General features: G+C 35.3%; 21 protein-coding genes. 15 read left to right on the forward strand and 6 right to left on the reverse strand.

The window, feature by feature from the left end; genetic code table 11:
* The first annotated feature begins 24 nt into the window (after positions 1–24).
* From OPU68_RS04170 to OPU68_RS04190, 5 genes are all read left to right on the forward strand, one after another.
* Entirely contained in the window at positions 25–573 is a 549-nt protein-coding gene (locus OPU68_RS04170) for a hypothetical protein (RefSeq protein ID WP_498472735.1), read from the forward strand.
* A gap of 49 nt (positions 574–622) precedes the next feature.
* Complete coding sequence (gene cmk, locus OPU68_RS04175; protein ID WP_498472736.1) at positions 623–1,300, forward strand: (d)CMP kinase; 678 nt, start codon at positions 623–625, stop codon at positions 1,298–1,300.
* A gap of 93 nt (positions 1,301–1,393) precedes the next feature.
* Positions 1,394–1,771 carry a YtxH domain-containing protein gene (locus OPU68_RS04180; protein WP_498472737.1) on the forward strand — a complete coding sequence of 126 codons (378 nt, stop codon included), beginning with the start codon at positions 1,394–1,396 and terminating at the stop codon, positions 1,769–1,771.
* A gap of 91 nt (positions 1,772–1,862) precedes the next feature.
* A complete protein-coding gene (locus OPU68_RS04185; protein WP_498472738.1) occupies positions 1,863–2,171 on the forward strand; it encodes a phage holin family protein in 309 nt (102 codons plus the stop codon).
* A 3-nt stretch (positions 2,172–2,174) separates the two neighbouring features.
* Positions 2,175–2,669: a phosphoribosyl-ATP pyrophosphatase gene (locus OPU68_RS04190; protein WP_498472739.1), complete on the forward strand. Its 495-nt coding sequence runs from the start codon at positions 2,175–2,177 to the stop codon at positions 2,667–2,669.
* 3 nt (positions 2,670–2,672) lie between these two features.
* Here the strand turns inward: OPU68_RS04190 and OPU68_RS04195 are convergent, their stop codons facing one another.
* Positions 2,673–3,401, reverse strand: a complete 729-nt coding sequence (locus OPU68_RS04195) for an RNA methyltransferase (protein WP_498472740.1) — start codon at positions 3,399–3,401, stop codon at positions 2,673–2,675.
* On the opposite strand from OPU68_RS04195, the gene tamL reads away from it, so the two are divergent.
* The 9 genes from tamL to rsgA all read left to right on the forward strand — a co-directional run bounded on the left by tamL (position 3,387) and on the right by rsgA (position 17,696).
* Entirely contained in the window at positions 3,387–5,978 is a 2,592-nt protein-coding gene (tamL, locus tag OPU68_RS04200; RefSeq protein ID WP_498472741.1) for a translocation and assembly module lipoprotein TamL, read from the forward strand. The genes OPU68_RS04195 and tamL overlap by 15 nt on opposite strands.
* Positions 5,979–5,993: 15 nt before the next feature.
* Positions 5,994–7,028, forward strand: a complete 1,035-nt coding sequence (locus OPU68_RS04205; RefSeq protein ID WP_498472742.1) for an SRPBCC family protein — start codon at positions 5,994–5,996, stop codon at positions 7,026–7,028.
* Between the two features lie 125 nt (positions 7,029–7,153).
* Positions 7,154–9,964 carry a 2-oxoglutarate dehydrogenase E1 component gene (locus OPU68_RS04210; protein ID WP_498472743.1) on the forward strand — a complete coding sequence of 937 codons (2,811 nt, stop codon included), beginning with the start codon at positions 7,154–7,156 and terminating at the stop codon, positions 9,962–9,964.
* Positions 9,965–10,028: 64 nt separating this feature from the next.
* A complete protein-coding gene (gene odhB, locus OPU68_RS04215; RefSeq protein ID WP_498472744.1) occupies positions 10,029–11,270 on the forward strand; it encodes a 2-oxoglutarate dehydrogenase complex dihydrolipoyllysine-residue succinyltransferase in 1,242 nt (413 codons plus the stop codon).
* Between the two features lie 437 nt (positions 11,271–11,707).
* Positions 11,708–12,790: a DNA polymerase III subunit gamma/tau gene (dnaX, locus tag OPU68_RS04220; protein WP_498472745.1), complete on the forward strand. Its 1,083-nt coding sequence runs from the start codon at positions 11,708–11,710 to the stop codon at positions 12,788–12,790.
* Positions 12,791–12,996: 206 nt separating this feature from the next.
* Positions 12,997–13,422, forward strand: coding sequence for a DUF8439 domain-containing protein (locus tag OPU68_RS04225; protein ID WP_498472746.1), 426 nt, complete (start codon positions 12,997–12,999; stop codon positions 13,420–13,422).
* A gap of 77 nt (positions 13,423–13,499) precedes the next feature.
* Positions 13,500–14,978, forward strand: a complete 1,479-nt coding sequence (locus OPU68_RS04230; protein WP_498472747.1) for a serine hydrolase — start codon at positions 13,500–13,502, stop codon at positions 14,976–14,978.
* Positions 14,979–15,422: 444 nt separating this feature from the next.
* A complete protein-coding gene (locus tag OPU68_RS04235; protein WP_498472748.1) occupies positions 15,423–16,502 on the forward strand; it encodes a chorismate mutase in 1,080 nt (359 codons plus the stop codon).
* Between the two features lie 267 nt (positions 16,503–16,769).
* Positions 16,770–17,696, forward strand: a complete 927-nt coding sequence (rsgA, locus tag OPU68_RS04240) for a ribosome small subunit-dependent GTPase A (protein ID WP_498472749.1) — start codon at positions 16,770–16,772, stop codon at positions 17,694–17,696.
* 67 nt (positions 17,697–17,763) lie between these two features.
* Here rsgA and OPU68_RS04245 read toward each other — a convergent pair whose 3' ends face one another.
* From OPU68_RS04245 to OPU68_RS04265, 5 genes are all read right to left on the reverse strand, one after another.
* Positions 17,764–18,771 carry an adenosine deaminase gene (locus OPU68_RS04245; RefSeq protein WP_498472750.1) on the reverse strand — a complete coding sequence of 336 codons (1,008 nt, stop codon included), beginning with the start codon at positions 18,769–18,771 and terminating at the stop codon, positions 17,764–17,766.
* Positions 18,772–18,852: 81 nt separating this feature from the next.
* The gene (locus tag OPU68_RS04250) at positions 18,853–19,101 is read right to left on the reverse strand and encodes a DUF6952 family protein (RefSeq protein ID WP_498472751.1); all 249 of its coding nucleotides are present in this window, start codon (positions 19,099–19,101) and stop codon (positions 18,853–18,855) included.
* Between the two features lie 37 nt (positions 19,102–19,138).
* A complete protein-coding gene (locus OPU68_RS04255; RefSeq protein ID WP_498472752.1) occupies positions 19,139–19,450 on the reverse strand; it encodes a thioredoxin family protein in 312 nt (103 codons plus the stop codon).
* A gap of 52 nt (positions 19,451–19,502) precedes the next feature.
* A complete protein-coding gene (locus OPU68_RS04260) occupies positions 19,503–20,135 on the reverse strand; it encodes a peroxiredoxin (RefSeq protein WP_498472753.1) in 633 nt (210 codons plus the stop codon).
* 305 nt (positions 20,136–20,440) lie between these two features.
* Positions 20,441–21,631 (reverse strand): pyridoxal phosphate-dependent aminotransferase, encoded by a 1,191-nt coding sequence (locus OPU68_RS04265; protein WP_498472754.1) that lies wholly within the window; start codon positions 21,629–21,631, stop codon positions 20,441–20,443.
* Positions 21,632–21,888: 257 nt separating this feature from the next.
* Here OPU68_RS04265 and OPU68_RS04270 point away from each other — a divergent pair, with 257 nt between their 5' ends.
* The gene (locus tag OPU68_RS04270; protein ID WP_498472755.1) at positions 21,889–23,136 is read left to right on the forward strand and encodes a LuxR C-terminal-related transcriptional regulator; all 1,248 of its coding nucleotides are present in this window, start codon (positions 21,889–21,891) and stop codon (positions 23,134–23,136) included.
* Positions 23,137–23,381: the final 245 nt, after the last annotated feature.

The following is a 23,381-nucleotide window of genomic DNA, read 5'->3' on the forward strand; positions in this document are numbered from 1 at the left end:
GAATCAGAAAAATATTACAATAAGTTGAAAAATATTGCTATCAAATATGATAAAATGAAAATTTTTGGTTATTTGCTATTAGTTATTACATTTTTAGTGATGTTTGGATTAATAATGTTTAATGCCGAAGATATTTCTCAAATGAAACCATCGCATTCTGTTAGAAATAGATGGGTTGGAGAATTGTTTTATGAAAGAGAATATTTGCTTTTTACTTTATCCTTATTTATAGATATTTTATTATTAATATTATTAGTTGATCTGATTATTCAATTCTGTAGAAAGAAATTTGTACTATCTGAATCCGACGAAGTTTTATTTTTAAATGGAAAACATCTTATCAATAAAAATAATATAAAAAAAGTTGAAACTATTGAAGTGAATAAGAATATTTTATTACTAATTTACTTTAAATCAACAAAAGGAATGTTGAATGCAAGAAATTCTCAGTTAGAAAAAATAAAACTAAAAATTCAGCTATTTCTAAATAAGAATAAGTTGAGCGTAAATCTTACTTTTTTAAAGAAAGATTCAGATAGTATTCAACAAATAAAAAAGTTCATACTAGAATAATCTTCCAATTTCATACTGTCAAAATCTCAGAATTTTTTAATTTTGTGCTATGACAAAAAAACCGGTTATCGCGATCGACGGATTTTCTTCCACAGGGAAAAGTTCTATTTCCAAAATCATTGCAAAAAATCTTGGCCTTATTCACATGGACACTGGCGCACTGTATAGAGGTGTGACCTATTTTGCGATTCAGAATTGTATTAATGAAGATAAATCCATTGATATTGAAAAATTAATCGCAGAACTTCCGAACATCAATCTTGAGTTTCAAAATATTGATGGTGAACTTCAGTTATTTCTAAACGGTAAAAACATTGATAAAGAAATACGGTTTCCACAGGTTTCCGACAATGTAAGTCAGGTTGCTAAAGAAGCCGATGTCCGAAATTTCTTATTACAAACTCAGAGAGAGATTGCGGAAAAGGGCGGAATCATAATGGATGGCAGAGATATCGGAACTGTTGTCTTGCCCAATGCGGATTACAAATTTTTTATGACAGCTAGTCAGGATGAGCGTGCCAGAAGACGTTTTCTGGAATTGGAATTGGCAGGTGAAAAGACAGATGTAGAAACTGTAAAACAAAACTTGATAAAAAGAGATAAAATTGACAGTGAAAGGGAAGTTTCTCCTTTAAAACAAGCTGATGATGCCATTCTCATTGATAATACTTTCATTAATAAACAAGAAACCATCGATTTGATTTTATCCTACATCAAAAAGTTTTAACAAAATTTTAAGAACTATAATTCTTCTTTGGCATTTTAGTTGTAAATTTAGAGTTATTATTAGAAATTTTAAATTAACTCAAAAATAATAACAATGTCAAAAAAATCAAATTCAGCAGCAGTTCTGGCTGCATTGTTAGCAGGTGCTGCAACTGGTGTAATTTTAGGATTGCTTTACGCTCCGGAAGAAGGTAAAGAGACCAGAAAGAAAATAAAAGATAAAGCTAACGATCTTAAAGATAAAGCGGTAGATGAATATGGTAAAACTTCTGAAGTTGTAAAAGACAAATATTCTGAAGTATCAAGTACTGTAAAAGATAAATATAACACATTGTCTTCAACTGTGAAAGAAACTGCTCAAAGTGTAGCTTCTACTGTGAAAGACAGTTATGATAAATACAAAGATCAGATTGTTTCCAAAACTTCAGATGTTGTAAAAGACGTAGAAACTGAGTTAGACGGATTAAAATAATCCTCAAATTTTAGTTTTTCAGAAAGGAATTTAGTTTCTAAATTCCTTTTTTTGTAAATAAAAGTGTAATTTTATATTTAACAAGATACTTATGATTGATATTATAAAAGATTATACGACCAAGCGTCTTGATCTCATCAAGCTTCAATTCACAGAGAAATCATCTCTTTCGGCGGGCATTATTGCATTTATTTCTATTGTAGTAATTGCATTTTCATTTTTTATTATTCTCTTTAATTTTGGAATTGCCTTTCTTATCGGTCAGTCTTTAGGAAACATAGGATTCGGATTTTTGATTGTTGCGGGATTCTATTTCGTAGTAATGATTTCTGTTTTCTTCCTCAAGAAATTAATCGTAAAATCTATTGCAAATCAGGTAATTGACTTTCTTAAAAAATAATATATGGCAACTAAATATACTAATCTTGATGAGCTGAGAAGTGAAAAAAGACTTCTGAAACAGGAAATCGGCGAGTTGGAAGATATTCTGACCTTCAAAAGTAAAAAGGAAAGCCTAAGCGTAATCACAAACGGTCTTACAGATAAATTTCTAAAAGAAACTGAAGATGAGGACGGTGAAAAATCTCTTTCTCTGGATACTCAAAATATTATGAGAGAAATTTCTTCCGGAATGAAAGAAACTGCATCCCGAAAAAATGTTCTAAATTTGGCAAACGATAGCGTGAAATCCGGATTGCTTGAGACAACAATCAAAATGGGAACTGTAGCGCTTGTAAGTAACTTTGCAAAAAAAAGTGTGATGAATAAAAATTGGAAAAGAAAAGCAGTAGGGCTGGCATTGGTGTATCTTGCACCTTATGCGCTTAGATTTATCAGAAAGAAACTGGATGAATATCAGAAAAATAAAACCGCATCCAGCCTCGAAAAGTTAATCTAATATTTACTTTTTAGAAAAAATCTCCCCTAAGATAATTCCGGCAGACATAGAAACATTGAGACTCTCTGTCGACCGTGATTTTCCGAATCTTGGAATGGTAATCATTTTAGCAATAAGATCTTCTGTGGAAGGTCTTATTCCGTTTCCCTCATTACCGAAAACCAGAGAGAACTTCTCCGGAAACTTTGTTTCATAAATATTTTCACCATTCATATCTGTCCCGAAAACTGGATTTTCATACGCAGTCAGATATTCTTCCAATTCTGTGTAAAAAACATTTACCCTTAAAAATGATCCCATTGTTGCCTGGATTACTTTTGGATTGTAAACGTCTACAGTATCATTGCTGCAAATGATTTGCTCTATACCAAACCAATCTGCAAGTCTTATAATCGTTCCCAGATTTCCCGGATCCTGAATCCCATCCAAAATCAATTGAATCTTTACATCCTTCAGAATTTTACTTTCCGGGATCTTACAAACAGCGACAGAATCTTTCGGATGCTGCAGGAAACTGATCTTTTTCAGATCATTAGGCAAGATTTTCTCAATGTTCTGCGTTTTGAAAATAAGATTCTCGGGATCTACAGAATATAGGTTTTCAATTTCGTAGTCAGAGTTGGGCAGTTCTTTTATAATTTTATTACCCTCAACTAAAAACAAATTGTATTTTTGCCTGTATTTCTTTTTGTCCAGAGATTGTATAGTCTTTATAGTATGAGCCGTAAGCATAGTAACAAATATTTTCAAAAATATCATATATTTTATTACTCCGCAATTTTAAGTGTGATTTTGTACGCATGTAATGTGACCAAAAAAGTACCTGACGGAGAATATCTTCTTACAAATAACAAATTTGAGTACACAGATGGCAAAGTTTTGGGCGATGAACTTCAGAATATGGTGGCTCAGAAGCCTAATAAAAAAACACTCTTTATTGCACCGCTCGGTTTGATATTTTACAATGCCGCCAATCCTAAATACGACACAATTCTTAAAGAATATATGACTTACCCGAGTGAAATGAGAAATCAGAAACTTCGGGATTCGCTAGCAATAAAATTCAATCATCCCGAATATGTGGGAAAAAACCTTTTCTGGAATCGTTTTTTTCATACGGTTGGGAATCCACCTGTCATTTTCAGTGATGCAAAAACCAAACAGAGTGTAAAAAGTATTAATAACAGACTCATCAACCGAGGCTATTGGGACGCAGAAGTGAAAACTACTGTGGATAAAGATTCTGCTGCAAAAAAAGCCGAAGTAGAATACATCATCACTCACAAAGATCCAACAAAAATAAAAGAGTATTACTACAATATTCCGGATCCAAATATCAGAGCTTTATACGAATCCAGACTGGATAAAAGTCTTGTAAGGAAAGGTCAGATTCTGGATGAGACGGTTCTTGAAAAAGAAATTACAAGGATTAATGACTTAGCAAAAGAAGCAGGCTATTATAAATTCAATAATGACAGTCAGGATATTTATTTCGTAGCAGATTCTTTACAGAGCAGAAAAGATGTCCCATTGACAATGGCGATTCACAAAGATTCTGCCGATACACCTTACAGAAAAGCTACGATTGGAACAATCAAAGTTTCAGTCGCGAGAAATATTAATAATGTGAATAAACTTCCTCTTAAAGACAGCATCAGAGGAATTAATATTTATAGAAAAGACAGTACATACAGGGCTAATGCACTTTGGCTGCCAATTACTATAAAACCAGGCGAACTTTATAACCAGGATAATCTGGATCTTACCAGAAGAAATCTGATTGCGATGAATAACTTCACCATCTTGAAAGCATCAGACGAACTAAGGAAAGAAGGAACTGCCGCAGAAAGAGATAGTATTGTAGATGTAGAGTATGTTTTAAAACCATTACCAAAATACGAGTTCAATATCGCAACAGATATCCATTACTCTCAGATTCTTAATTTTGGTTTCTCGCCATCTGTTGATCTTACGACCCGAAATGTCTTTGGAGGCGCAGAGAATTTAGTGACAAGTTTTTCAGGAATCATCGGGACAACCAAAGATCCAAAAGATCCCAATGCTTTTTTCAATGCTTACGAATTATCTGCACAGGCTGCGCTTCAGTTTCCAAGATTATTGGTTCCGTTTAAAAATTATTGGAAGCTCATTCCCAAAAGATATTCGCCCACTACAAGTATTAATTTAGGAGCATCTGTACAGAACAATATTGGACTTGGGAGAATCAATTTTAATACTGGTCTTAGTTTTAACGCCAATGTGGGAGACGGAAGAGTTCAACACAGATTGACGTTGTTCAATACGCAATTGAGTTTAACACAGAATAAAGACAGATATTATGATTATTTCCCGGCAGATAAAGAAATTAGAGATAATATCTTTAGACTTTATGATGTAAATCATCCGGGCGTAATTGGCTCAGGTTCATCAGACGATGTTTCCGCAATAATATTATCTGATACACCTTTTGTGACAGATCTGATTAATTCTGACAGAAATCTGCTTTACAATTTCCTTCAATCTATTTATAACAAAGAAAGACAGACCCAGGATGTTATTATTTCTTCTATCATTTATAATTTTACTTATAATGAGATTGGAAAAAAAGATTACTTCAATCCGTTTTCATTTACAGGAAAAGTAGAAATTGCCGGTAATTTTCTGAATGCGGTTACGAAAAAGGAAGAGAATTATTTGGTTTATGGGAACACGAAAACCATTTTCAATATTCCATTTTCACAATTTATAAAATTCGATTTAGATTACCGTAAATATTTTACCTTCTTCACTGATCGTGCAAAACCTCATACATTGGCGTTTCGTCAGTTTGTGGGAATAGGGATTCCGTATGGTAATTCTACAGATATGCCTTTTGTAAGATCTTATTTCAACGGTGGTGCGTATGACATCCGGGCTTGGGTTGCTTTTGGCGGATTGGGACCGGCAGATTCTCAGTTGGATGAGCGCGTTCGTTCGTATGCGATGGACAACGTAAAGCTGACAACGAGTATAGAATATCGTCTGCCATTGACGGATACATTCGAAGCGGCATTATTTACAGACGCGGGAAATATTTGGGGACTGAAGGATAATGGCTTTGGAGATCAGTTCAAGTTCAGAAAATTCATCAGCCAGATGGGTGTAGGAAGTGGTTTCGGGATCAGAATGAACATCGCTTATGTAAATCTGAGATTGGATATGGCGTATAAAATACATGATCCTAACCAGCCGGAAGGCGAAAAATGGGTCATTGATAAAATTCAGCCTCTGAAACCAACGATCAATTTCGCAATCGGTTATCCATTCTAAAATCTAAAACTACAAATGCGTCTTTTCAAGTTTATTATCATTATAATTCTTTGTTTATTCGGGATCTATTCGGTTTCTATGAATTTTGTGGATGAAAGTAAAACCTTTGTCCATCATTCCGAAGTTGCTTATCCTATTGATAAAGTTTTCCCTCAGTTTAATAATCTTCAGAACTTCACAACCTGGAATGATTTCTTTAATGAAAAAAAAGACATCAGTTACAGTTTTTTCACACCGTACGAAGGCCTTGGAAGCTCTATGAAATTCTCAGATAAGAAGAATAATGACTTCGGCGACTTGTTCATCCGGTATTCCAACCCCAATCGGACAATACGCTACCAGCTCTTCGACGGTGAAAACGAAAATCCGTATTTGATTGATGTGAAATTTATTCCATCAGGAAATAAAACCAAACTGCTTTGGAATATTCATACACCCAAGAGAAGTTATCTGGAAAGATCATTAAATCTTGTTGCAGAAGATTTCTTTGTAGAGAATATTGATAAAAGTATGAAAAACCTTTATTCACTTTTAGGTAACAAAGTAAATAAAGATCAACAACTGGCTTCTGTTAAATATGACAGTATCATGGTGGAAAATCGTGATGGCGGACTGCTATTGGGTGTTAACGTCAGCACAAGAAATACAAAGGAAATTATTTTCAAAAACGTCTTGATGAATCACAACAAGGTTCTCAACTTTGTAAAGTCTGATCTTGCGAAAAAAGATGACGAATTCGGAATTCCGGTTTTGCTTACAAATCCTGCAAATCTCAAAGATAAAGAGATTTCTTATTTCTACGGCGTTCCACTATCCAAGCGAGTTGCAGTGAGTGACAATAATTTTAATTTTCAAACGTTGAATGCCTCAAAGGTTTACATTATTTACTTTCAGGGGAATTATAACAACAGATTGAAAAATGTTCAGGAACTCCTGAAAAAAGCGAAAAAAGATACACTCAGAAATGGACAGCTAATGGAAGAATTCCTGGAAGAACCAACTGACGTTCAAGATGTAAAATTGAAATTGTCTCTGCCTGTCTACCGTTAGATAATCTGATAAATATCATGTATATTTACGGTAATATATCAGGGCAAATAATGCCAATCCACAAAAATTTCGTAAATTTGGTGGCAATTATTTAATAATAAATATTTAACAGATAATCTGTAATAATGGATAAATTTTCATTTCTAAATGCCGTACATGCTCAATTAATTGATGATATGTATACGCAATACCAAAAATACCCCGATTCTCTTGAACCTTCTTGGAAGTCTTTTTTCCAAGGTTTTGACTTCGCTTTAGAGAACTATGGCGATGATGATTCGGTTTCTGCAGCGCCATCTGGTTCTGCTCCAGTTCAATATGCTCAGCAAGCTGTTACAAATAATGCAGTTTCAGAAGATATTTCAAAGGAATTCAAAGTAGTGAACCTGATCGAAGCTTACAGATCAAGAGGTCACCTTTTTACAAAAACAAATCCAGTAAGAGAAAGAAGATTTTATTTTCCGACTCTTGATATAGAAAACTTCGGATTGTCCAAGGAGGATCTGAACAAGAAATTCACTTCCGCAACACAAACCGGAATGCCTGCTGCAGCAACTTTGCAGGAAATCATCACGCATCTTCAGAACATCTATTGCGATTCTATCGGAGTAGAGTATATGCACATCCAGAATGTGGAGGAGAAGAAATGGATTATGGAATGGGTAAACGTCAATGAAAACCATCCAACACTTTCTGCTCAGGAAAAAACTGAGATCCTTTTCAAATTGAACCAAGCAGTGGCGTTTGAAAATTATCTTCATACAAAATTCGTAGGTCAAAAACGTTTCTCTCTTGAAGGAGGCGAATCTTTGATTCCAGCTTTGGATCAGTTGATTACAAGGTCTTCTCAGTTAGGCGTTGACGAAGTTGTGCTTGGAATGGCTCATAGAGGACGTCTGAATGTATTGACTAATGTTTTCCAAAAATCATACAAACAGATTTTCTCAGAATTTGAAGGGAAGGAATTTGAAGAAGATGTATTCTCCGGTGATGTAAAATATCACTTGGGTTCTTCTAAAAAAATCACGACTGCAAACGGGGAAGAAGTTAGAATCAATTTAACGCCTAATCCATCTCACTTAGAAACTGTAGCTGCCCTTGTAGAAGGAATCTGCAGAGCGAAAGTGGATAATGTTTACAAAGACGATTATTCAAAAGTTTTACCAATTGTGATCCACGGAGACGGTGCAATTGCTGGTCAGGGCATCGTTTATGAGATCGCTCAGATGATGAATCTGGAAGGTTACAAAACGGGCGGAACAGTTCATATCGTTGTGAATAATCAGGTTTCTTTTACAACCAACTATACTGATGCAAGATCATCTGTTTACTGTACAGATATTGCAAAAGTGACAGATTCTCCAGTGATGCACATCAATGCTGATGATGTAGAAGCTGTTGTTCACGCCATCAGATTTGCAGCAGATTTCCGTGCAAAATTTGGTAAAGATGTTTATATCGACCTTTTAGGTTATAGAAAATATGGTCATAATGAAGGTGATGAGCCAAGATTTACTCAACCAAATCTTTATAAATTAATCTCAAAACATCAGAATCCAAGAGAGATCTACAAAGATCTTTTAATTAAAGAAAATGTTGTTTCTGACGAGGTTTTGAGCAAGATGGAGAAAGAATTCAAAGCGTTGCTTGATGAGAATTTTGATGCTTCCAAGGAAATCGAGAGAAATACGATGGACGTCTTTATGAAAGACGACTGGACAGATTTCCCACTGGGGACGAAAGGTGCAGTTGCCAATGCAAATGTTGACACAACGTACGACCTTGAAAGACTGAAGGAACTTGCGATTAAAATTTCGACACTTCCAGCAGATAAGAAATTCATTAATAAAATTACCCGTCTTTTCGAAAACAGAGTAAAGATGGTTGAAAATAATTCTTTGGATTGGGCAGCAGGAGAGTTGCTGGCTTATGCAACACTACTTACTGAAGGTTATAATGTAAGACTTTCCGGAGAAGATGTGGAAAGAGGAACATTCTCTCACCGCCACGCTGTTGTGAAAACAGAAGACACTGAGGAAGAATATATCCCACTAAGACACGTGAACGACCAAAGATTTGACGTTTATAACTCACATCTTTCAGAATATGGCGTTTTAGGATTTGATTACGGTTATGCAATGGCTGCACCTAAAACATTGACAATCTGGGAAGCTCAGTTTGGAGATTTTACCAACGGTGCTCAGATCATTGTTGATCAATATCTGGTTGCTGCTGAAGAAAAATGGAAGATCCAGGACGGATTGGTAATGATGCTGCCTCACGGATCCGAGGGTCAAGGCGCAGAACACTCTTCTGCAAGACTTGAGAGATTCCTGACGCTTGCTGCAAATGAAAATATCATTGTTGCGAACATCACTTCTCCGGCAAACTATTTCCATTTATTGAGAAGACAAATGAAATTCGGTTTCAGAAAACCATTGGTAATTATGACACCAAAATCTTTACTGAGACATCCAAAAGTAGTTTCTCCATTAGAAGATCTTGCAACAGGAACTTTCCAGCCTATTTTGGACGATCCAACGGCTGATCCTGCAAAAGTGGAAAGATTGGTACTTTGTACTGGTAAATTATACTACGATCTTTTGGCTAAGAAAGAAGAAATTAATGATGATAAGGTAGCCTTGGTAAGATTAGAGCAGATTTATCCATTGAACTTTGAAAAAATCACAGAAATTTTTAATAAATACAGCAATAAGAAAGATTTAATCTGGGCTCAGGAAGAACCTGAAAATATGGGTGCTTGGAGTTTCATTTTGAGAAACTTCAGAAATACAGACATCCAGCTGATTTCTCCGGTTGCAAGTGGAACACCTGCACCAGGAAGTCATAAGATGTTTGAGAAAAATCAGACCAAGATCATCAATGCTGTTTTCCAGTGCAATGATGAACCTGTAAAAAGACCGGTTACAGCTTAATAAAATTAATAAACTATAAAGAATAACAGTTACGGCTGTTCTGAAATTAAAAACAAAATAGAATATGTCAATATTAGAAATGAAAGTTCCTTCACCGGGAGAATCAATCACAGAAGTAGAAATTGCGACTTGGTTAGTACAAGATGGTGATTACGTAGAAAAAGATCAGCCAATTGCAGAAGTAGATTCTGATAAGGCAACTTTGGAACTTCCTGCGGAGCAAAGTGGTATCATCACTTTGAAGGCTGAAGAAGGTGAAGTGGTTCAGGTTGGTCAAGTGGTTTGTCTTATTGATATGGATGCTGCAAAACCAGAAGGTGGCGCTGCTCCAGCTGCAGAAAAACCAAAAGAAGAGCAAAAAGCTGAAGTTAAAAAAGAAGAACCGGCGCCTGCTCCAAAAGTTGAGGCTGCAAAAACTGAAACTTACGCTGCTCAAACGCCTTCTCCTGCTGCTAAGAAAATCCTTGATGAAAAGGGAATTCAGGCCTCTCAGGTAACTGGTTCTGGCAGAGATGGCAGAATTACTAAAGATGACGCTGTTACAGCTTCGGTTCCTGCAATGGGAAGCGCAAGTGGTGGAAACAGAAGTCAATCGACTACAAAACTTTCAGTTCTTAGAAGAAAGATCGCTGCAAGATTAGTTTCAGTGAAAAATGAAACTGCAATGTTGACGACTTTCAACGAGGTTGATATGTCTGAGATCTTTAGAATCAGAAAACAATATAAAGAAGAATTCGCTGCAAAACACGGTATTGGACTTGGATTTATGTCTTTCTTCACGAAAGCTGTAACCAGAGCTTTGAAACTTTACCCGGATGTGAACGCATCTATCGACGGAGATTTCAAAATCAATTATGACTTTGCAGATATTTCTATCGCGGTTTCAGGACCAAAAGGTTTGATGGTTCCGGTTCTTAGAAATGCAGAAAATATGTCTCTAAGAGGAGTTGAAGCTAACATCAAGGACCTTGCTCTTAAAGTAAGAGACGGAAAAATTACGGTTGACGAGATGACTGGCGGAACGTTCACTATCACCAATGGTGGAACTTTTGGTTCTATGATGTCAACACCAATTATCAATCCGCCACAATCTGCGATTTTGGGAATGCACAACATTATCCAAAGACCAGTTGCTGTTGACGGACAAGTCGTAATTCGTCCAATGATGTACGTTGCGATGTCTTATGATCACAGAATCATCGATGGAAAAGAATCCGTAGGCTTCTTGGTAGCAGTAAAAGAAGCAATCGACAATCCGGTAGAATTCCTAATGGATGGCGACGAAAGAAAAGCTTTGGAATTGTAATTAATTTCATCGATATAAAATTAAAAGAGGGCAGTTTTGCTCTCTTTTTTTTAATAATTATTATTTGGGCAGCTATTTCCGCCTTCCGCTCCCAATCTTTTTTGCTCAAGATTTCAGTTAAATTGAACTTTAGTCAAAGCAAAAAAGGATTTCCGCTCAAGTCGGGCTGCAGCTTCGCAAATTTGAACATTTGTCTTTAATACAACCTTTGTCATTCCGTAGGAATCTATACTTTCGAGATTCCTACGGAATGACAAAATTACGTTTTAAATTTACTGTATTTCTTTGCTGAGTTTTACGCCTTTGCGAACCTTAAAAATATTTGCAATAAGTTCAAAGAATCTTTGCGCTCTTTGCGTTTAAATCTTCTCCAAAACCATTCAACAATTATTTCAAAACCATTTCCAAAATTCACAATTAATCCTTACTTTTGAGCAATGGAAAATTTCATCGTATCCGCACGTAAGTACCGTCCGCAAGAGTTTGACACTGTTGTCGGGCAATCGCACGTTACCGATACTTTGGAACACGCCATCGACGAAAGTCAATTGGCTCAGGCATTGCTTTTCTGCGGACCAAGAGGTGTTGGTAAAACAACCTGCGCCAGAATTCTTGCCCGTAAAATCAATGAGAAATCCGGAGCAGCGGATGATGACGGTTTTGCATTTAACATTTATGAATTAGATGCCGCTTCCAATAACTCGGTAGACGACATCCGCGAATTGATTGACCAGGTTAGATTTGCGCCTCAAGTCGGAAAGTATAAAGTTTATATTATCGATGAGGTTCATATGTTGTCTCAGGCTGCTTTCAACGCATTCCTGAAAACTTTGGAAGAACCGCCGGCACACGCTATTTTCATTTTAGCAACGACTGAGAAACATAAAATCATTCCTACGATTCTTTCCAGATGTCAAATCTATGATTTCAAAAGAATCACAATTGAAGATATTCAGGAGCATTTGAGAAAGATTGCTGAGAAGGAGAGCATTACTTATGAAGATGATGCACTTTATCTGATTGCTCAAAAAGCGGATGGTGCTTTGAGAGATGCTTTATCAATCTTCGATAGATTGAGTACATTTTCTCAGAAAAATATCACGCTCGAAAAAGCAGCCGAAGTTCTCAATATTCTGGATTACGACCAATATCTGAAAATCGCTGATTTGGCGAAAGAAAATGATATTCCTGGCGTTTTGACAACGTTCGACGAAATTATTAAAAAAGGTTTTGATCCGCACATTTTCATCGCCGGATTGGGAAATCATTTCCGTGATCTGATGATGGCTCAGAATCCAAAAACTCTGAACCTAATCGAAGTTGGAGAAAAAACCAAATCCAAATTTGCTGAACAATCCCAAAAATGGAAAGCTCAGGAATTGATAGACGGAATTGAGATTTGCAATTTCGCCGACATCAATTATAAAAATTCCAAAAATCAACGTTTGACTGTTGAGATTGCCTTGATGCAATTATCAAGTCTCACTGCAGGTTTGGAAGCTAAAAAAAAAAATTCTTAATATTAGCGCCGCTTCTTGAAGCTAATCTTATTCAAGCGCCAAGAATCAAGACTGAAGAGTCAAGACCAGAAGCTAAATTACCATCAACCAACAACCAGCAACCAACAACCAAAATATCTTTCGAAGAACCTAAAAAGGTAATTCAGAAAGCGTCTGAACCTATTGCGAGGAGTTCTTCTAATTCCAAATTCAGCATCAAAGCGGCTTTGGAAAAAAAAGAGGAAACTCAAAAGGATGAATTTGCAGAAGTCAAAGATGAGAATTTGCCTTCCAACCATTTTTCACAAACCGATATTGATAGGGAATGGGATATTTTTCTGAAAAATCTTTCTAAAACCAACACCTTAGCTTATAACGCAATCAGTACCTTTAAGTTAGAAAAATCGGATGAACATCAAATTACCGTAAAGTATTCTTCCGGAACAGCCAAAGTTGAGTTTGACAGATTGAGTATTGAATTCTTCAACCATTTCAAACATAAGGTCAATAATTTTAAAATCGAAATTGAATACATCACAGATTTGACCATCAAAAAAGAAGTGATGACCAAAAGGAAAATCTTCGAAAAGTTTGTGGAAATCAATCCGCTTCTGAAAGATCTGGATGATTTGATGAGATTCGATTTGACTTAAATTATTTTAAAATGTAATAAAGCCTGTTTCTGAGTTGTCCTAATAACAGAACTATAAATTACCACAAAAATTCAACAATGAGAAGACTGCTTTTTATTATTACATTGATATCAGGAATTTCCGCATTTGCTCAGAAAATTACAACAGAAAACCAAATTTATGCAGCAATGGATGCTCAGGCAGAGTTGTTTTTGAAGAACTCAAAAGCAAATTCTTTCTCCATCGGAATTGTAAAAGACGGAAAGACTTACACCAGACATTACGGCGAAATCGACAAAGGCAAAGGTAACAAAGCGAATAATTCTACATTGTTTGAAATTGCTTCCGTTACCAAATTGTTTACCGGAACTTTGGTGGCAAAAGCTGTTTTGGATGGCAAAATAACATTGGATGACGATATCAGAAAATACATCACTGGTTCTTATCCGAATCTTCAATTCAATGGAACGCCTGTTACAATCAAGGATTTGGTTTCTTTGAAATCCGGTTTCAACAAAGATTTGCCTGACAGAAGTGAAGTTATGAAGGTAAGAAATGACAGTACTGCTTTCAAAGTTGAAAAACTGGAAAAAGCTTATACGAAAGAGCAGTTTTTCAAAGATTTGAAATCAATCAAAGTAGAGACTTTGCCAGGGACGGTTTATAATTATAATAATGGAACTTTGCAATTGACTGCTCATATTTTGGAAAATGTTTACGGAAAAAGTTATGAGACATTATTGAAGGAAAATATTTTAATTCCATTAAAGTTAGATCATACAAAACTTCATATCAGTCAAAATGAAACTATCGCCAATGGTTATGATGGAAACGGTGTTCTGATGCCATTTTTGCCTTACTCGCTTTGGGGTTCTCAAGGTTATTTGAAATCAACTTTAAGTGATTTGACGACATTTTTGAAATTTGAATTAGATAAAAAAAATCCGCTCGTTCAGGAATCACAAAGAGATTTACTCAATAATAAAAATTACTGGAACGCGTATTTTTGGGATGAAGTTACAGTAAATCACAATGGTCGAAATGCCAGAAAACACGGTGGCGCCTTCGGAACACAGAATTTGTTTTGGGTTTTCCCGGATTATAACATCGGTATTTCTGTGATTACAAATCAAGGTGGCGAAAATACCTATGGTAATTTATACAATGCTGTCCAAAATCTGATTGACGATTTGAAACCTTTTGGTCAAAAATTAATCGGAAGAGAAATTGAGAAAAAATGTTTTGAAAATATCGATTCCGGAATTGCTTATTACAAAGAGCTGAAGAAAAACAAACCCCAATTTTACAACTTTTCTGATGAATCTGAACTGAATAATTTGGGCTATAAATTGATGAGAACGGGAGCAGTAGCATCAGCCATCAAACTATTCCAACTGTATGTTTCCGAATTCCCTAACTCTGGAAACGCCTACGACAGTTTGGCTGAATCTTATTTTAATAATAAAGAATACGCGCTTTCCAAACAGAATTATCAGAAGTCTTTGGAACTCAATCCGGGTAATTCCAACGCGAAAGAGATGCTCGTTAAAATTGAGAATGAAACAAAATCAAAATAAAATTTCATTTTAATTTTTTCAGACATTTATCACTAAATGAAAAATTAATTGCACAATCATCGTTCCCATTTCCCATTAATTTATATATTTGTTCAAGATTTCGATGAAAATAGTTGAAATCATCTAATCCAATCAAGCTAAAAAGCCTTTCAGTAAGGCATTAATAAATGGAATCAACTAATTTTCCATATTTCACAACTTCTAGATCTACCGAGTATTTTGGTGGATCATTTAGCTTTTTTGGATCTTATTATAGAAATTTTAGAAACTATTACCGATTTTATTGGTTTAGCTAACTAAATTTCTTTCTCAAAAATCTGTGGAACAATTCAAACTTCCGCAACTCATTTAAAGTTTTTAAACGTTTTTTTGGAAAAGAATTATAAATCAACATTTATAACAGATATACTATTGCATTAATTTAAAATTTATAAAATTAAAAATATGAACCTTAATGAATTAAAAAATGATTGGATTAACGACTTCGCAAATCCAATGATCATAGCAGGACCTTGCAGCGCAGAGAGCGAATCGCAGATGCTTGGAACTGCAAAAAGACTAAAAGAAAGTGGGGCGCAGATTTCCGCTTTCCGTGCTGGAATTTGGAAACCAAGAACCAAACCAAACGGTTTCGAAGGAGTAGGCGTGATCGGTCTTAACTGGCTGAAAAAAGTAAAAGAAGAATATGGTTTCAAAACTGCGACTGAGGTTGCAAATGCACACCACGTTTTTGCAGCGTTGGAAGCAGACGTTGACATCCTTTGGATAGGCGCAAGATCTACTGTTAATCCTTTTACAGTTCAGGAAATTGCTCAGGCTTTGAGGGGAACCAACAAACCGATTTTGGTGAAAAATCCTGTAAATCCGGATTTAGCACTTTGGATTGGCGCTTTGGAGAGATTGTTAGGTCAAGGGATTGAGAATGTTGGCGCCATCCACAGAGGTTTTTCCACTTACCAAAAAACAAAATACAGAAATATCCCGAACTGGCAAATCGCTTTGGATTTCAAAAATCAATTCCCGAATATTCCGTTATTCATAGATCCATCACATATTTGCGGTAACAGAACCGGCTTGGCTGGTGTTGCGCAGGAAGCTTTCAACGTTGGTTACCAGGGGGCAATCATAGAAAGTCACGAAGATCCGGACAACGCCTGGAGCGATGCTTCTCAGCAAATTACGCCGGAAGTTTTGGCAGAAATGATCAATAATCTTCAGATTCGTAATTCAGATATTTCCGGTTATGAAGACGAAATGGGAAAACACAGAACACTCATCAGTGATATGGATTTCCAATTGATCGAATTACTTTCTCAAAGAATGAAGATTTCTGAAAAGATCGGAACTCTGAAAAAGGAAAACAACATCGCGATCTTCCAGCCGGAACGTTGGAAAGTGATCACAGAATATGCGAACCAAAAAGCTTCTGAAACGGGAATGTCTCAGGAATTCATTGAGAAAGTTTTCAAAGCGATCCACGAAGAAAGTATTGAGGTTCAGAATAATATTATGATCGACAGATAATATTTGTGCAGCTATTTCCGCCTTTCGCTCTCAAACCTAAAGAAGTGGCTCGACGAAGTCAATTTTTTTTTGCAGATGATCTGTCTTCAATAGAAAGTAAAATCAAAGCAAAAAAGGATTTCCGCTCAAGTCGGGCTGCAGATTCGAGATAAAAACAAGTTTTGTCAATAAAAACAACCAGGCCTTTCAGAATTTCAAACTCTGAAAGGGTTTTTATTTGTCAACACGATAAAAGCTTTAACTTTGTAAAACATTAAAATCTATTTTTTGAAAGGAATCATCATCAAATCTACAGGAAGCTGGTATCAGGTTTTGGAAGAAACAGACAAAACTGTTTACGAAGCCAGAATCCGGGGTAAATTCAAACTTATAAAAACCAGACTTACAAATCCATTGGCAGTAGGAGATGAAGTAGAATTTTCTTTGGAGCAGGATGATGTAGCTTGGATCACAAAGATATTTCCGAGAAAAAATTACCTTATCAGAAAATCTGTTAACCTCTCTAAAGAAGCACATATTATTGCTTCGAATGTAAATGTTGCCTGCTTTATTTATACTCTGAAATTTCCTGAAACATCCTTAGGATTTTTGGATCGTTTTTTAGCGTGTTGTGAAGCTTATAACATTCCGACTTTGATATTATTCAATAAAATGGATACTTTGAATGACGAGGAAAAGCAAATAGTAGAAAACATTGAAGCGATGTATCAGAACATTGGTTACGACACTTTGAATATTTCATCTTACACCAAACTCAATCTCAATTTTTTGATTGATAAAATTAAAGATAAAACATCTGTCTTCTTCGGACATTCCGGTTGCGGAAAATCAACTTTGGTAAATGCGATGCAGCCGGATCTTCATATCAGAACCGGAGAAATATCAGAATCTCAACTCAAAGGAAAACATACGACGACTTTTGCTCAAATGCATTTTTGGGATTTTGGAGGCTCTGTCATTGATACGCCGGGTGTTCGGGAATTTGCAATGATTGATGTTCAGAAAGAAGAAATTCAGCATTATTTTCCGGAGATTTTCAAAGCGGGTAGGAGTTGCAAATATCACAATTGTATGCACATCAACGAACCAAAATGTGCCGTTCTGAAAGGATTAGAAACCGGAGAACTGGAAGAAACACGATACATCACTTATCTCAAACTGATGGAAGAAGCGGATGAGATGAATCAAATATAAAAAACAAAAAGTCCAGAAAAAATATTTTCAGGACTTTTTACTTTTAAACCAGTGATTATTTGGTCTTTTATTCTTGGCTATTTGCAACTTCATCCACTTTCTCCAAATAATATTTCTTTTGCTCATCGGTTGCGAAAGAGTAGTTGAAAGAATTTTTAACCAAAGTAATAATGTCTTCTTTTGACAAATTCAAAGCTTCCTGAACAGCTTCAAAATTTGCATTCATATAACCTCCAAAATAAGCAGGATCGTCTGAATTAACCGTTGCTTTGATGCCTTTGTCCAATAATTTTTTTAAAGGATGATTGATCATTACATCTGTGTTTCTCAACTCAAGATTGGAAAGTGGGCAAACCGTCAAGGCTAAATCTCTTTTTACGATTTCAGTAACCAGATCTTCGTCTTCCAGACATCTGTTTCCGTGATCGATTCTGGCAACTTTAAGGATATCAATTGCCTCCCAGATATATTCAGTTGGACCTTCTTCGCCGGCGTGAGCGACTGGAATGTAGCCTTCTTTTACGGAAGCTTCGAACACATTTTTGAATTTTGTTGGCGGATTTCCCATTTCGGAGGAATCCAGTCCAACAGCAGTGATGAGATCTTTATAAGGAAGTGATTGTTTCAAAGTTTCAAATGCTGATTCTTCTGACAAATGTCGCAGGTAACTCATTATAAAAAGTGAGTTGATTCCCCACTTTTCTTTGGCGTCAATTCTGGCTTTTTGCAATCCATTAATGACTGTTTCGAAGGTAATTCCACGTTCTGTATGGGTTTGCGGATCGAACATAATCTCTGTATGAATCACATTGTTTTCGTAACATTTTTGATAATAAGCCATCGCCAAATCATAGAAATCCTGCTCGTGGATCAAAACGCCTGCTCCTGCATAATAAATATCCAAAAAATCCTGCAGGCAAGAGAATTGATAAGCTTTTTTGACTTCATCAATCGTTTTGTAAGGAATCTCGATTTGGTTTCTTTGGGCAATTTCGAACATTAATTCGGGTTCAAAACTTCCTTCGATATGTAAATGTAATTCAGCTTTTGGAAGTGCGGCAATAAAATCTTTCATAGTTTTTTGATTTATTCAAATGTAATAAAAAAGGCTTTAGAAAATGATTCTAAAGCCTTAATATAATATAAAAGTTAACTTCTATTTATCTATGGATCCCATTACCTTTTGAGCAAATGAGTTAAGCGCATCTTTTTCGCTCATTCCGTTGTTGACGTTTGCGTGAACTTCCAGCGCTCCGCAAATGTTTGTTATCAATTCTCCTGCAACGTTCAGGTCTTTTTCAGAAACATTTCGAAATTCTGAAAAACTTTCCAAAACTTCCAAAGTCGCTTCCAGATTTTCCGGCGTTTGGTTTTGATAAAACTGTCTTATGATGGGTAATTTCATTTTATATAAATTAAAAAATTAAATGATTAAAAATTAATTAATTCTTTATTTCTGAAAATAATGTAGTTAAGCTATCTGCCTTATTTGTTTGAACCTGGCTTTTCAAATTTCCACCTTCAAATACTGCAAACGTTGGCAAATTGTCAACAGTTGCAAGCTTTCTGCTTTCCGGCAATTTCTCTGCATCTACGTAATAGAAAGGAATCTCATCATTTTCTGAAGCCAGTTTTTTGAATTTTGGTTTCATAATTCTGCAGTTTCCACACCACGTTGCACCATACTGAACCATCACTTTATCATTCTCACTTACAATTTGTTGTAAGTTGTCTTCTGTAAGTTCTATGTACATTTTTGCAATTATTAATGATTAATTATAAATGATAATTGATTATGAAAATCAATTAGTTTTTGCTGAAGTATTCTGCAACGCCGGTTCTGTTGGCATTCATTGCTTCTTTGCCTTCTTCCCAGTTTGCAGGGCACACTTCGCCGTGTTTTTGTACGTGAGCATAAGCATCGATCAAACGAAGATATTCTTTCACATTTCTTCCAAGAGGCATATCATTTACAGATTCGTGGAAGATTTTTCCAGTTTCGTCGATTAGATAAGTTGCTCTGTAAGTTACGTTTGAACCTGTGTAAACCTCGTTTCCTTGTTCATCGTAATCCAAATCCTGATCTACGATTCCAAGGATGTTTGCCAATTGTCTGTGCGTGTCAGCCAAGATTGGGTAAGTTACACCTTCGATACCGCCGTTGTCTTTTGGCGTGTTCAACCAAGCGAAATGAACTTCATTTGTGTCGCAAGATGCACCGATTACAACTGTATTTCTTTTTTGAAATTCCGGTAAAGCTTCTTGGAATGCGTGTAATTCTGTAGGGCAAACAAAAGTGAAATCTTTTGGATACCAGAACAAAATAACTTTTTGCTGATTGTTTAAAGCTTCTTCAAAAACATTGATCTTAAGATCATCACCCATTTCGCTCATTGCATCAATCGCAACATTTGGGAATAATTTACCTACTAATGACATAATATTAAAGTTTAAATTGTTATTTTTTGATAGTGCGAAATTACAAAGATTTTGTGAATTGAATATTAATTATCGATTTATAAAATCTATCGATTTGAAAGATTTGAAACTAACAGTGTTATTCAGGGATTTTTTGATATTGATGTTCTTATTAATAATATTACTAATGATTCAGTTTCAAAATATTACTCGAATTTCAAACAAATAATTAACATTATAATTGAGCAAAGTCAGAATTTTTAAAGATTTTGAAAATAAAAAACACCACTTTCGTGATGTTTTATGATAAATATTTAAAAGAATAATTAAAATTGCTCTACACAATCCTTGATCCTTTTCATTGCTTCTCTCAAATCCTTTTCCGAAGCTGCATAAGAAAAACGGATACATTCCGGACTTCCGAAACTTACACCACCAACACAGCCAACGTGCGCTTTTTCAAGCAAAAACATTGCGAAGTCGTCAGCATCTTTAATTTCAGTTCCATTCAGGTTTTTTCCGATGAAATAAGAAATATCCGGGAAGAAATAGAAAGCACTTTTTGGAAGATTGCATTTAAAACCTTTGATGTCTTTCATCAATTCAAAAACAAGATCACGTCTTTTATGAAATTCTGTGATCATATATTGCAACTCAGAAGGATCCATCTGCAAAGCAGTGATGGAAGCTCTTTGTGCCACAGTATTTGCGCCGCTCGTCATTTGACCCTGAACTTTGTCGCAAGCGCTTGCCAACCATTCCGGACAAGCAGAATATCCGATTCTCCAGCCTGTCATTGCAAATGCTTTACTCATTCCGTTAATTACCGCAGTTTGCTCGTAAACTTGCGGGAAACTTGCGATAGAAACGTGTTCGCCTTCATAATTGATGAATTCGTAGATCTCATCTGAAATGATGGTGACGTGAGGATATTTGGCTACCACATTGGCAATGGCTTCCAGTTCTTCTCTTGTGTAATAACTTCCCGAAGGATTACAAGGCGAACTATATAATAAGGCTTTGGTTTTCGGTGTAATTGCTTTTTCTAATTGTTCAGCTGTAAATTTGAATTCAGTATCAATAGAAGTTTCAATAAATACTGAAGTTCCGCCAACCAGTTTTACCATCTCGTCATAACTTACCCAATAAGGAGCAGGAAGAATCACTTCATCGCCATCATTTACGATAGCCGATAAAACGTTGATGATAGATTGCTTTGCACCGTTGGAAACACAGATTTGATTCGGTTTGTAATCAAGATCGTTATCTCTTTTCAGTTTTGCGGAAATGGCTTGTCTTAATTCCAAAAATCCCGGAACAGGCGAGTAGTGGCTGTAATTTTCATTAATGGCATCAAAGGCAGCTTGTTTGATTTTCTGAGGAACATCGAAGTCCGGTTCTCCCAAAGTCAAGCTTATCACATCGATTCCAGCGGCCTTCATATCTCGCGCTTTGTTGCTCATCACAAAAGTCTGAGAATAACTCAGTCTGTTCAATCTATCAGAAATTTTACTCATAAATACTCTTTTTTAATATATCAGATCAATTTTCACAAATATAATTTTTTAATCTAAAAAAGATAGGCTGTTTTTGAAATATTGTATAGTAATTTTTCAAAAAATGAAATGCTAACCGTTTTCTTGAAATTAATTTAAAAATAAGTATTTATACTCAACGAATAATGTTCATAATTAATTATTTTTGCGAATAATTTTTCTTACAAAAGATCAATTAAAGAAATTAATGGATTTTAGAAGAGACTTTTATAGCACGCATGAATAAAAAATTTACAATTTACCTAGCCGTATTTCTATCGCTTTGTTTTGGTTTTATCAATGCACAGGAACTGAATATTAATCTTCTTGAAAAAGAAATTATAAGATATAACAGGGAGGGAAAACAAATACTATCTCAAAAAAAACTTTCTGATTTATTATTCTCAGGCAATCTCTCCAAAGAAGAAGAGGCTAATGTTCTTTTTTATCTGGCTGCAACATATCGCAGTGTAAACGATTATATGACCTGCATAGATTACCTTAATAAATCCTCCGCTATTGCAAAAGAGCTTCCTAAGCATAATATCCTGCGAATGAAGCTGGATTATGAATATGCTTTTGCCTATTTCGATAATCAGCAATATGATCAATCAAAGAAAGTGATGGACCGCATCGCTGTCCAGAACTATTCTCACATTATTCCGGAAGATCAATCCTATATCCTGATGCAGGAAGGCTATCTTTTTTTAAGAGATCAAAAGTATGATAGAGCAGAACTGAAATATGAGCAGGCTTTTGAAATTATGAAATCGGCAAATTACTGTAATCTTCCTATTGTAATGATAAGAATGATGGATCTCTACAATCAGAAAAAAGATATGATAAAGGTAAAAAGCCTGTATATGCAAAGCCTTAAAATATCGAAAAGCTGTGGCATTTTGAAATATGAGACCTATGCTGCATCTGAAATGGAAAAAATTTACAAAGAAAATAACTTGCTGGAAGAAGCTTATGCTGTTGGATTGAAAGTAGATTCTTTAAGAAAAATTGAAGACCTGGAAAACAAAGTTTCGGAGATGCATGTTATCGACAAAAAATATGTAGAAAGAAAAGAAGCGCTTCTGAACAAGTCTGTTTTTTGGGAAAAAATAGCGGCGACAATTGTTGCTTTTGTTTTATTTTCTCTGATTGGTTATTCTTTTTCCAAAAGTAAAAACCTAAAAATCGAGAAAGAAAGGATGGAAGAAGAAATAGAACAGATCAAACAAGATCTGACTTCCTATTCCGAAAGTTATTATTTCAATGAAAAGTCTGTCAGCTTAGAATCCACAATTATACATTCTGAAAAATTGACAGACCGACAAAAAGCTCTATTGAAACTAATGGCAGAAGGATTGTCTAATAAAGAAATTGCTGAAAAACTATTCATAACGGAGAGTACAGTTAAGTATCATATCAAGAATATTTACAACATACTAGAACTGAAAGACAGGAAGGATTTCTTCAAAAAAATCAGCCTGAACTAATCTACAGACCTACTACATCCTGTAAAACAGGACTGTCCTTAGGGGTGGTTTTTGCCTCTATATCAGCATCCTGACCGTTAGTATAGTTTATTTTTATAAAATTAATAATAATATTGCATTATAATTAACCAATATACAAATTATTTCTTTGATGACCAAATCTTATTTTCAAAGAATATTTCCATAAAATTTTAAAGTTTAAAAATGTGTTTTCTTATCACATGTTAAGATTTGATAGTTAAACA

Source organism: Chryseobacterium sp. TB1-D10 (assembly GCF_059803555.1).